Raw genomic sequence first — 12,592 nt, 5'->3', positions numbered from 1 at the left:
AAAAAGTATCTGTTATTGTAACCCAATCTACCCCACACTTTTATTTCTAACATGGTAAAATTAAATCAGTATATTTCTCAAAAACACAGTTTTTGTAGCTTTAGGGGATTACAAAGGACTTTAGTCCTTGTCACTAAAACGGATATATTCGTTTTAGTGTATAACATCTTAGTAAAAAAAGAGAGAGTTTATGAGCATCCACCCTTATGCAGGCAAACAAGTTCCCAAATCAGCACTCACCAATATCCCTCAACTCATCAGTGAGTATTACACCAATATTCCAAACAGTGCAGACAATGAAGAACGTATCAGTTTCGGTACATCAGGGCATCGAGGTTCATCACTACTCAACAGTTTTAACGAAACCCATATCTTTGCTGTCACCCAAGCAGTGTGTGATTACCGTAAACACGCCAAAATCAGTGGGACGCTCTTTATCGGCATCGATACCCACCCCCTCTCCTATCCTGCTCAAATCAGTGCATTACAGGTTCTAGCAGCCAACGGAGTAGATGTTAAAATAGCTAAAGAGGGTGGCTATACCCCCACTCCCGTCATCTCTCACGCCATTTTGACCCATAATCGTACCGCCACAGCACTGTGTGATGGTATCGTTATCACCCCATCCCATAATCCTCCTAGTGATGGCGGATTCAAATACAACCCTCCACACGGCGGACCTGCCGATACCGATGTCACCGACTGGATTGAAAAAAGAGCTAATGCAATCATGGAGAACCAACTGCATGATGTACAAAAACTCTTCCTCGATGAGGTTCACACTGCCTCTAATATTATCGAATATGATTACATCACCCCTTACGTAGAAGATTTGCAAAACGTCATAAATATGGACGCTATTGCAGCATCCGGTATCCATATCGGAGCCGATGCAATGGGTGGTGCGGGTATGGTGTATTATCACGCGATTAAAGAGCACTATAATCTCAATATGGAGATATTTCACGATACTCTCGACTCAACATTCTCTTTTATGCATTGTGACAAAGACGGTAAAGTGCGTATGGATTGCTCTTCACCCTACGCGATGGCAGGTTTGGTCGCAATGAAAGATTCGTTTGATATTGCTTTTGGAAACGATACTGATTTTGACCGTCACGGCATCGTTACCAAAAGTGTCGGGCTCATGAATCCCAACCACTATCTCAGTGTCGCCATCGATTATCTCGCACGCCATCGCCCCCAATGGAGCCGTGATTTGGGGATTGGAAAAACATTGGTAAGCAGCTCGATGATTGATCGCGTTGCCGCATCATTGGATAGAAAAGTAATCGAAGTTCCCGTCGGTTTCAAATGGTTCGTAGAGGGACTCACCGAGGGGAAACTGTTTTTCGGCGGAGAAGAGAGTGCTGGGGCGAGTTTCTTACGTCATGATGGCACAGTATGGAGTACCGATAAAGACGGCATTATCCTCACCCTTCTCTCAGCTGAGATACTTGCCGTAACAGGACGTGATCCGGGTGAACACTATCATGAGCTCACCCAAAAATTCGGTGCACCGTTGTACACACGCATCGATGCCCCTGCCGATGCTATACAACGGATGGTTCTTAAAAATCTCAGCCCAGAAGATGTCAAAGAGCAAACCCTAGCAGGTGAGCCGATACTATCAATCCTCACCAAAGCCCCTGGAAACAACGCCTCCATCGGGGGGCTAAAAGTGGTAACCGAAAACGGATGGTTTGCCCTCCGCCCCTCAGGGACAGAACCAATCTATAAAATCTATGCCGAGAGCTTTATCTCACGCGAACATCTCAATACTATCATTGCTGAAGCACAGACGATGGTATCGAAGCTGTTTTAAATGGTATACATCTTCACATAATACTCATGTGCCATTCGCCCTGAGTCAAATGCGGGGATAACATCGCTCATCGTATTTTTCATAATTTGTGTCCACTGCTCAACATGATCGTAATACATTGGGATTATTTCATTTTCTAAAATATCCATCAAATTTTTATTATCTTCACGATCTTGTACCTCTATAGGGGTAGTATGATCTATTTCGGGGATAGTAAATGCATTGATACCATGTTTTGCATATTCAGGATGCCATCCATCATTCGTTGAAAAGTGAATAGATCCATTCATGCTCGCTGTCATACCGCTCGTTCCACTCGCTTCACGAGAAACACGCGGAGTATTAAGCCATACGTCTGACCCTTTTTTCAAAATTCGAGAGAGTTCAAGCTCATAGCCTACCAATACCGCCATATTTTTTATTCCATGACTAATATGAATCAATTCATTAAATGCATTGACAGCATTCGTATCAAATGGATAGGGTTTTCCTGCCCATATAACCTGAATCGGCTTTTCCTTGCGTTCTAGTAGCTTTTTAAAACGGGCAAAATCGTGCTTGAGCAATCCAGGACGTTTGTATTCTGCAAAACGACGTGCCCACACAATCGTTAATACATCTGGATTAAACATTTTCCCCGTTTGATCGGCAACAACATTAAAGAGTTCTCGTTTAAGGTGTTTTTTCCTTCCGATAAGGGCATAATCCTCATGATCATCAAGAGCAGTAAGCATCCCTCCATCTGTCCAAAAACGACGATTTTGAGCATTGGTAATATGGATAATTTCAGAACGACCTACACAATCGAGCCACATACGATTTGCTACTTCACCGTGCATTTTGGAAACAGCATTGGTGATTTTACTCGAACGCAATGCTCCGATAGTAAGATTAAACATCTCATCATTTTCCATTTTCATAATCGAACGTACCGTATCTAACTGCAACCCGTCAAAAAATCCGAATTTATGGAGCAGATTGATATTATGTTGTTCATTTCCCGCATCTTCAGGGGTATGGGTTGTAAATACAACCCGTTTTTTGACTTCGTCCATATTTTGATATTTGGCATAAAGTTCAAAAACAAGCGGCATTGCATGCCCTTCGTTCATATGATAAATATCAATCGGCTGTCTAAGCGCATCAAGAACTTTTACACCACCGATTCCCAATACGATCTCTTGAGAGATACGTGTCTCCTCATTATTATCATAGAGTTTATGAGTAATAGTACGGGCCAAAAAATCATTTTCAGGGATATCGGTAGAGAGCAAAATCATAGGAGCTGAACTAAAAATATTGGCGGGAAGATAAAAAGCTTTGATGTAAACATCTTGAGAATGAAGATGTACCGTAGCCTGTATCCCTAAATCTTCAAGGAAATAATAATGTTTACGGATAAATTCCGCTTCTAAAGAGCGGTCTTCATGACGTGATTGGTCATAGTATCCAAAACTCCAAAGAATACCGACTCCGACAACATTTTGACGTAGATCGTAGGCACTTCGCATATGCGAACCGGCTAAGAATCCTAATCCCCCAGAATAAATTTTGAGTGCTTGATGGATAGCAAACTCCATCGAAAAATAAGCGACACATGTTGTATATTTGGGGTCAATTTCATAATCATGTAAAATCATAGTAACCTCACGTATCAAATTTTTTGTAGAGAATCTGTTTGCCCAGTTCAACACCTGGCTGATCGTATGGATTTATCTCCATCATCGCACCAACAACAGACGTTAAGAGTTCATAGTAAAGGATCATCGTTCCAATATTAGCTTCATCAATTTTTTCAAAACTCAACTGGTCGGTTGGAACACCACTTAAAACTAAACTCTCCTTTGTCGCCGCACATTGGAGATTTATCAGTTCATTAAAACTTTTGCCATGAACAAAATCGGTTTTTTCGAGGTATTTCAAAGAGAGTGTCGGAATCATCAAATCACTCTCAAAATCGAGAATATTGATAAACGTCACACTCTTATCTTTAGGACCTTCTATGAGAAGTTGTAAAAAGGAGTGCTGATCCACCGAACCGATCAATGCTTGTGGGGTTAATCCGACGGTTTTTCCATGAAAATCGATTTTACCTAACGACTCTCCCCATAACTGAACATACCATTTACACATGTTTTCAAGTTCATTGGCATATGCGAATAGTATATTAGTGGTAATTGTTGCACTATTTTCAAAAAGAAAACACCCTTTTTCTAAAAGATGATCTTCGTGACGACTAAAAAAACTCTCTAAAAATGTCTGTGCACCAGCGAGAATAGCTTTAGTGTCGTATCCTGCCAATGTCAATGGAACGATACCAACAGCACTCAATACCGAAAATCGTCCTCCAACATTGAGCGGTATTGCAAACTGTCTCATTCCATGATGATCGGCAAATTTCGATAATGATGATCCCGCATCGGTTATAACCAGTATACGATTTCGATCATCCCCTTCAATATCAAGCCCATAGTAACTAATAACAGTTTTTAGAATCGAGATCGTCTCAATAGTCGTCCCCGATTTAGAAGCGACAATAAAAAGGGTATTCTCTTTTGTCAATGTGGATAATGTTTTAGAAATATTTGTTGGATCGGTATTTTCAAAAAAATGGAGATTTCGTGTGGGTATTTTTTTAGCTTTTAACAGTGAATCAATCCCTTTGACCCCTAATGAGGAACCACCAATACCGATCAGGGCGATATCACTAATCGTACCGGATGCTAAAAACGGATTTTGATCCTCTAATAATTTCACCTCATCGACTGTTTTAATTGAACTGATTGGGAGTCCATAATAACCGATTTTTCCACTCGTATATTCATGGGTGACAACGGTAAATGCTTTCTCTTTTCTTTGTTTAGACTCTTCATTCTCAGTACAACACAACTCTTTGCTAAAAATCATAGTTTTTCTTCCTTACTTATTAGTTTTTTTAGATAGACAACACCCAATGGTGGAAGTGTCATGGTAATCGAAAATTCTTTACCGTATATTGGTACATTTCGAGATATTATACTCTCTGAATTGTGAATATTCCATCCCTCATACACTAAAGATTGCGAGTTAAATATCTCAACATATTCCCCCTCTGCAACTACCCCAACCGGAAAATCATAGCGTGTCTCATCGGCAAAGTTGCACACCACATAAATATTTTCATCCGGATTATCACTTTTTCGGATAAAACTGAGACAATTATGGCTAGAATCACGATCATCGATCCACTCAAACCCTTCCCGTTTTTCATCATAAAGGTGTAGTGCTCTCTCACGACGATAAAGACTATTTAGCTCAGCAACCATTTTTTGTAGCCCTGCATGAAGTGGAAAATCACACAAATGCCAATCGAGGGAACGTTCAAAATTCCATTCTGCATATTGGGCAATCTCTCCTCCCATAAAGAGAAGCTTTTTACCCGGATGTGCCATCATATAAGCATACAATGCCCGTAGGTTGGCAAATTTTTGGTTGGTATCTCCCGGCATTTTATTGATGAGGGAACCTTTCATATGAACCACCTCATCGTGACTCAGCGGGAGCATAAAGTTCTCATCAAACCCATACCACATACTAAAGGTGAGTTGATGATGGTGATGTTGACGAAAAAAGGGGTTGTAACTCATGTATTTGAGTGAATCATGCATCCACCCCATGTTCCATTTAAACCCAAATCCTAGCCCCCCGACATCGACGGGACGGGTCACCATCGGATAGGCGGTGGACTCTTCGGCAATCATCACGATATCAGGATAGGCACCGTACAAAGAGGTATTGAGCTTTTTGAGAAACTCGATTGCTTCGAGATTTTCATTGCCACCGTATTGGTTCGGGATCCACTCCCCCTCTTTACGTGCATAGTTCAGATACAACATCGATGCCACCGCATCAACACGAATACCGTCGATATGGTAATAATCTACCCAAAACATCGCGGAGCTAATCAAAAAAGACTGTACTTCATTACGCCCATAGTTAAAGATGATACTACCCCACTCTGGGTGAAATCCCTGACGCGGGTCATCATGTTCGTACAATGCCGTACCGTCAAAATTAATAAGACCGTGCATATCGACGGCGAAATGGGAGGGGACCCAGTCCATAATCACCCCGATACCATTTTGGTGAAGCGTATCTATCAGATACATCAAATCCTGCGGTGTCCCAAATCGCGCCGTTGCGGCGAAATATCCGACCACTTGATATCCCCAAGAACCGAAAAACGGATATTCGGTGAGGGGCATAAACTCGACATGGGTGTAGTTCATCTCTTTTAGATACTCGACGAGTTCTACCGCCAATTCACGGTAAGTAAGATAACGATCCCCCTCCTCCACATGCCGTCTCCATGAACCTAAATGAACTTCATAGACACTTATCGGAGCATCATGGGCATTGTGTTGATACCGTGATGCCATCCACGCCGAATCTTCCCATCCGTAATCATCAATCTTCCACACCCGTGAAGCCGATTTCGGAGGCATTTCAGCATAAAATCCGAACGGATCGCTTTTATCATGAATAATGTTATGAAATTTGGAGACGATATGGTATTTGTAGGTGAGCCCTTGCTCAACACCTGAAATAAACCCCTCCCAAATCCCCGATTCATCCTCACGAAGTTTTAACGGATGGCTTTGAGTATCATAATTGTTGAAATCACCTCGTACACTCACATATGCAGCATTGGGTGCCCACACTGAAAAATATATCCCAAAGTCCCCTTGATGTACCATAGAATGAGAACCGAGCTTGTTGTAAAGATTTGTATGAGTCCCTTGCTTAAAAAGGTAAATATCCATCTCACTCAAGCGTGAGACCTCATAGCTCATTGGATGATTCATCATACCCCTTTTCTTCCATGAATAATACGACGATAAAGTGATTCATATTCGTGTGCCGCACCTTCCCAATCATAACGTTGAGACATCGCATTGTGTTGCATCTTTTTAAACCCGTCATGGTCATTGTACCATGTATAGACTGCCCATCCAACCGTATTGATTAATGCTTCAGGTGTAGCGTCGTGAAATTTGAACCCGTTCCCGTGTTCACCGTCGTTATGGTAGTTCTCTATCGTATCATCCAACCCGCCGGTAGCACGGACAATCGGGAGTGTCCCATAACGTAGGGAATAGATTTGATTTAGACCGCACGGCTCGAACAACGATGGCATTAAAAAGAGATCACTCCCAGCTTCTATTTGGTGGGCAATATCATTTCGATAGCCGATAAAACATCCAAACTTATGAGGATACATACCTGCAATCTCACTAAAAAATGATTCTGCCCATTTCTCTCCAGCCCCTAACATGACGATTTGTATGTCCATCTCTAAAAGTTTGTGAATGGATGAGGCAATTAACTCTATCCCCTTTTGTTCCGCCAATCTCCCCACAAATCCGATAAGTGGAATCTCTCCTCTTTGAGGGAGATTAAACAACTGCTGAAGAGTATTTTTGCACATCCCCTTACCCATCATATCATCGATATCAAAATGATAAGAAATCATACTATCAACGGCAGGGCTCCACTCCTCATAATCAACTCCGTTGAGGATTCCATGAAGTTTATATGAGTTAATATCAATAAGTCCCTCTAACCCCCATCCAAACTCAGCAGTACGAATCTCTTGGGCATACTTCGAACTGACGGTACTAATGGCATCGGCATGAACTATCCCCCCCTTTAGAAGGTTAATGCTTCCATGTTCTTCAAGCTCGAAATAGTGTTCCCATCCAATCCCTAAAACATCCATCACCCCTTTATAAAACTTCCCTTGATGTTGAAGATTATGGATAGTAAGCAATGAACCGGTATAGGCGAAATGAGGATCATAAGCATAAAGGGTATTGAGCATCATAGGGATAGCAGCGGTATGCCAATCGTTAGCATGAATCACATCTGGATGAAAATGGAGTTTTTTTGCCAATTGCATTACCGCACGTGAAAAGAACAAAAAACGGTTGTCGTTATCACTAAATCCTTCGCCATTCTCATCGTACAAGCCACTACGTCCAAAATAGTGTTCATAATCGATAAAATAAATCGGAATATCGGTAGCGGGAAGAACCCCTTCATATACCCCTGCCCACATTTCACCCATAGTCCCCATCGGTACACCCAACGAGCCTTCCATCAGTCGTAGGGAATATTTTTCACGATCAACAATGTAGTAACGGGGCATAACAAGGCGTACATCATGCCCCAGTGCACGAAGAGCTTTTGGAAGTGCTCCCGCAACATCCGCCAACCCTCCGGTTTTTGCAAACGGTACTACCTCGGATGCGGCAAAGAGAATATTTAATTTATCCATCTATTTTTTCTCTTTCTCATACAGTTCGCCATAGGCTATGGCACTCTCTTTCCAAGAGAAATCACATCGCATATTGTGATTGATTACCCGTTCAAAATGTTTTTTATCCTCAAATAACTCACACCCTTTTTTAACGACACTAAGTAGCGAGCGACACGTTGCCGTACTAAATAATAACCCGTAACCCGAACAGCTATCTTCTTGATACGTTTCTAATCGCTTCACCGTATCGACTAATCCTCCGACACGATGGACAATCGGTAATGCACCGTAAGCAAAAGCTATCATTTGGTTTAAACCGCACGGCTCAAAGAGTGATGGCATCAATAAAAAATCCGCAGCAGCATATATCTGATGTGACAAAGCTTCATCATACCCAAAGCTAAGATGGATATTTTTATGCTCATTTGCCACAAGAGACAAAGATTGATGATAGTTCTCTTCCCCCTCACCCAACAACACAATATTGCACTCTAACAGAGCCATTTTAGGTAAGGTTTCAATCAAAAGATCCATCCCTTTTTGGGATGTAAAACGACCAACGAAGGCAAAGAGAGGTTTATTAATCCCTTTAAAACCTATTTGTTTTAGCAAGTGGGTTTTGTTTGTTTTTTTACCTTTAAACTCACTATAGGGGGCAATCAGGGCATTATCGGCGAGTGGAGAAAAATGTTCACTATCAATACCGTTGATAATTCCACTGAGTTTGTTTTGATGAAAATGTAAAAAACCTTCCAATCCACATCCAAACTCACCCGTTAAAATCTCACGTGCATAGGTTGGACTCACAGTAGTCACCTCATCGGCATAGGCAACTCCGGCTTTCATAAAATTTACTTTTCCGTAAAATTCCAAAGAACCCATCGTATAATAGTCACGCTCAATCCCAACCGATTCTAAAATAGTCGAATCAAATATCCCCTGATACGCCAAATTATGTATCGTATAAATCACTTTTGGTGAATGGTTATGATCTTTATGAACCAGTAATGCCGCTAATGCACATTGCCAATCGTTGAGGTGGAGAATATCGTACTTTCTTAGTTTCAATAATTCCGTAATAGCATACGAAAAGAGGGCAAAACGTATACCGTTATCCACATACCCCTCTTCTGGTGTACCATAGAGAAATTCTCTATCACACAGTATCGGCGAATAAATAAATATAAACGAGTAGCCATCAACACTGCACCCATACAAATCAACAAGATATTTCTCGCCCCCCATGGAGATGGTAAATGATTTACCAAGCGGTGTAATAGAATATTGCTCTTTATCGATAGAACGATACAGTGGCATCACGACAGTAACATCATAAAGGTTTTTTAATGCACGAGGGAGTGCATAGGCAACATCTGCTAACCCACCGGTTTTTGCAAAAGGATATATTTCACTTGCGGCAAACAACACTTTTTTAATCATACTCTTCTCCTCGTAATAATTTAGCGGCTAATTCAGGTAAAACAGGGTTAATCATCATATGAGAACTCATCTCAAATCCCCCTAATCGATACAATCTTGGCATTATTCGTATTCGCAAACGATGTGCTTCATACAAAGAGATATCTTCACCCAATGGAGGGGTTGAGATGGAAAGATTAAACGAAAAGCTATTTAATTCACTCTTGAGACGCAGTAATACAGACCCCAGTAACGTTGCGAGATCATCCAAATCACTTTCATTGAGGGTATCAATCTGCCCCACATGATATTTAGAGCTAATCATCACTTCAAAAGGGTAACTGCTCGCATAGGGACAAAAAGCACTGAATGCTCCGTGAGTCTCTACCATTCGAACCAATGACTCTTCTTCGTAGCTAATTATCGATTCTATCAAAGCATGATGATGTTCTTTATAATAGTCAACCGCATAACGATTCATTAGGTGAATCTCTTTGGGAATAAGGGGAAGCCCTATGAGTTGTGTATGACAATGTGCCATTGTTGACCCAGCATCAAACCCCTCGTTTTTAAACAGTGAGAGATACGAAATTCGCTGATCACGACGTAAATCACCGACACGTTGACGAAGAGTTTTGAGCCAATCACATCGCTCTTGTTGATCCCATTGCATCATTGAAGTTTTATGCATAGAGGTATCAATAATCACCTCGTGTGCTCCAAATCCATCCCAATATCCAAAATTTCCGTGATGGTATGAATGGGGAGCTTCAATAGCGACTGCTTTATAGAGATTGGGGACGACACGCGTTTTCCATCCTACGCCGTTAGCAAGAGAGTCCAAAATACGAATTGCATAAATCTCTTTGGGGGTCATCAGCTCATTCCCCTCACAAAAAGGGCAGACACTTTCTTCTTGATTAATCATCTGAATAGGAATCATGTCGGGTCGGTGGAGTCTCTCAGGGGCAATAAGGACATGGGTATCATGTAATGAATCGTAGCGTATCTCAGACACGAGTAATCTCCAATGCACCTTTGATATCACATACCTTATCCATCTCGAACACACACGCGATACTAATCCCCTGTACGCTGAGATCAAATCCATGCTCGCTTTGTGAAAGTGTTTTGAGCTGAAAATAATAGAGGCTAAAAGGTTTATCAGCTGTAAACGTCATCTTTTTTTTCAAAACAAGGTCAACAATTTCAAAATGCTCACAATTTTTGATTTCTCCACTCTCTTCTACTTTATCTCCATTAATCAAGACTTTATCATAGTCGCAAAAATGGAAATTATGTTCCATCACGTATCGATAAGATTTCTTTGCTTCACTGCTCACATTCAGATGAAATGAGATTGAATCCGTACCAAATTCAAACTCTTTTTCAATCGTTGTCGCAAATTCTCCACCATCATAAATTCCCCCATCACGTTTAAGTGTAATAGAGTTTTTACCCATTAGCCCCTCATAAGGTTGATTGGCGAAATCACCGTATTCTCGAAAATTACAATGACGGAAATTATCTCCGTTAAAATACTCATCGCTAATATGATCGATAAAGGAATTTTTGCCGTACCAGTCATAAATAATCGCATCACGCAGTGTCTCATCCGCATCGATATGAGCATGGTGGATAGTATCTATCCCCTCTTCACTCGGTGGTGTTTTCTCTTTAGGAGGGGTAAAAAGTTTCGTGTGATACGCCTCTTTTCGACGAGTTAAAGTATTTTGGAGATTAAAACATTTATCGCGAAGATCGAGCTCTACTAGCTGTCCACCTATCGCAGCATCAAAACGGGCAATCAATTTTGAACTCACCGATTTAAATTTCGGATATCCGTCAAGTTCATTGGTATCACTCACAAGTGCTTTTTTCTTACCATAACGTATATTTTCACATTCGATGAGGTAGGTATAGACATTATCACGCAGATTGGGGAGATAAAGTCCCCCGAAAACCCCATGCCATAGAGAATCATTGGTTTGAGCTTTATACAACGGTATCTCAAAATCCCCCTCGCCTCTGTGAAATGCACGAGAGAGTTCGAGAGTTCGTTTGTGCAAACGGTTAGATTCAGGATACTTGATTAAAAAGTTTTTCCAAATCCCCCCTTTGAGAAATTTTACCCCATAGGCATCATACTTCTCTACTCCCATCTCCTCTTTGTGTGATTCAAGATGCAACGCATCATCGGCGCGTAAACTCCATTCTCCCATTTCATAATACGAAACATTGGGAAGATAGGCAATTCCACGCGGTTTTTGAGAGTGATAATACTCCCCATAATGACGTGTCACAATAGACTCATCCGCCAATACTGCCTCTACAAACGTCTCTAACCATTTTTTCTCATAAACCCACTCATACGTTCCGGGCCACATACCGAATTTTTCGGCATCATCGAAAATAATCGCCGCCGAATCTTTTTCACGGTTAAATGATTTTATGGCTGATATCGCACTCTCAACGTTTAAAAACGGTATCGCGTAGCGGAGTTTTTGGCTAATCGGAAAAAGTCCAATCTCTTCTCCCCCCTCTTCGCTCATAAAAAAACCGTCCAACACCTCTTTATCAAATCCGGCACACTGAAAATGGTAATCATCCATCACCGTATAGTCTATCCCTGAATGGTGTAGGTCAGGGATTAATGACGACTCCCAAACCCGTTCAGTAAGCCATAACCCATGTGGCGTTTGTCCAAATCGCTCATGAATCGAATCGTTTAGCCGTCCGATTTGTCCTCTCCTATCTTGTGCAGGTATGACGCTCAAAATCGGCTCATAATACCCCGCACTAAAAAACTCGATACTCCCATTTTTTGCCAAAGTAACAATTTTCTCATACAACGTCGGACGAAGTTCTTCGATACGCTCCATCAACCATCCGCTGCAATGAACAGAGAATTTAAAATCAGGATAACGGCTCATCACCTCAAAAAAAGGTTCATAACACTCTTTTATCCCCATTTCAATAACCCAATCGAAATTATCGACCGGCTGATGCATATGGATTCCAAATAATAATGACGTTTTCATCTCACTCTC

The 12,592-nt window shown here is 41.3% G+C and carries 8 protein-coding genes; 1 reads left to right on the top strand and 7 read right to left on the bottom strand.

The window, feature by feature from the left end; all coding sequences use genetic code 11:
- Window positions 1-190: 190 nt before the first annotated feature.
- Complete coding sequence (gene pgm / locus PHC76_RS07875; RefSeq protein ID WP_299972623.1) at window positions 191-1,825, top strand: phosphoglucomutase (alpha-D-glucose-1,6-bisphosphate-dependent); 1,635 nt, start codon at window positions 191-193, stop codon at window positions 1,823-1,825.
- Here the strand turns inward: pgm and glgP are convergent.
- From glgP to PHC76_RS07840, 7 genes are read right to left on the bottom strand one after another with little or no spacing between them, the layout of a single operon-like run.
- Complete coding sequence (glgP, locus tag PHC76_RS07870; protein WP_300209925.1) at window positions 1,822-3,465, bottom strand: alpha-glucan family phosphorylase; 1,644 nt, start codon at window positions 3,463-3,465, stop codon at window positions 1,822-1,824. The genes pgm and glgP overlap by 4 nt on opposite strands.
- A 7-nt stretch (window positions 3,466-3,472) precedes the next feature.
- Entirely contained in the window at window positions 3,473-4,732 is a 1,260-nt protein-coding gene (locus PHC76_RS07865) for a glucose-6-phosphate isomerase (protein ID WP_299972627.1), read from the bottom strand.
- Entirely contained in the window at window positions 4,729-6,669 is a 1,941-nt protein-coding gene (glgB, locus tag PHC76_RS07860) for a 1,4-alpha-glucan branching protein GlgB (protein ID WP_299972628.1), read from the bottom strand. Before glgB ends, PHC76_RS07865 begins: the two co-directional genes overlap by 4 nt.
- A complete protein-coding gene (locus PHC76_RS07855) occupies window positions 6,669-8,141 on the bottom strand; it encodes a glycogen synthase (RefSeq protein WP_299972630.1) in 1,473 nt (490 codons plus the stop codon). The genes glgB and PHC76_RS07855 overlap by 1 nt, the downstream gene beginning before the upstream one ends.
- Complete coding sequence (locus PHC76_RS07850; RefSeq protein WP_299972632.1) at window positions 8,142-9,563, bottom strand: glycogen synthase; 1,422 nt, start codon at window positions 9,561-9,563, stop codon at window positions 8,142-8,144.
- Entirely contained in the window at window positions 9,556-10,560 is a 1,005-nt protein-coding gene (locus tag PHC76_RS07845) for a UTP--glucose-1-phosphate uridylyltransferase (RefSeq protein ID WP_299972634.1), read from the bottom strand. The genes PHC76_RS07850 and PHC76_RS07845 overlap by 8 nt, the downstream gene beginning before the upstream one ends.
- Window positions 10,553-12,583, bottom strand: coding sequence for an alpha-amylase/4-alpha-glucanotransferase domain-containing protein (locus PHC76_RS07840; protein WP_299972635.1), 2,031 nt, complete (start codon window positions 12,581-12,583; stop codon window positions 10,553-10,555). Before PHC76_RS07840 ends, PHC76_RS07845 begins: the two co-directional genes overlap by 8 nt.
- Between the last annotated feature and the right edge of the window lie 9 nt (window positions 12,584-12,592).

The sequence above is a fragment of the Sulfuricurvum sp. genome (genome assembly GCF_028710345.1).
In the GTDB taxonomy this organism is placed as follows: Bacteria; Campylobacterota; Campylobacteria; order Campylobacterales; family Sulfurimonadaceae; genus Sulfuricurvum.
Note: the sequence above shows the minus strand (reverse complement) of the source record. Positions and strands in the feature narration are given on the sequence as shown.

Excerpts from the sequence above, each read along its gene's own strand:
- PHC76_RS07855 (WP_299972630.1), bottom strand. The coding sequence starts at position 8,141 with ATGGATAAATTAAATATTCTCTTTGCCGCATCCGAGGTAGTACCGTTT.
- glgB (WP_299972628.1), bottom strand. The coding sequence starts at position 6,669 with ATGAATCATCCAATGAGCTATGAGGTCTCACGCTTGAGTGAGATGGAT.
- pgm (WP_299972623.1), top strand. The coding sequence starts at position 191 with ATGAGCATCCACCCTTATGCAGGCAAACAAGTTCCCAAATCAGCACTC.
- PHC76_RS07865 (WP_299972627.1), bottom strand. The coding sequence starts at position 4,732 with ATGATTTTTAGCAAAGAGTTGTGTTGTACTGAGAATGAAGAGTCTAAA.
- glgP (WP_300209925.1), bottom strand. The coding sequence starts at position 3,465 with ATGATTTTACATGATTATGAAATTGACCCCAAATATACAACATGTGTC.
- PHC76_RS07840 (WP_299972635.1), bottom strand. The coding sequence starts at position 12,583 with ATGAAAACGTCATTATTATTTGGAATCCATATGCATCAGCCGGTCGAT.
- PHC76_RS07850 (WP_299972632.1), bottom strand. The coding sequence starts at position 9,563 with ATGATTAAAAAAGTGTTGTTTGCCGCAAGTGAAATATATCCTTTTGCA.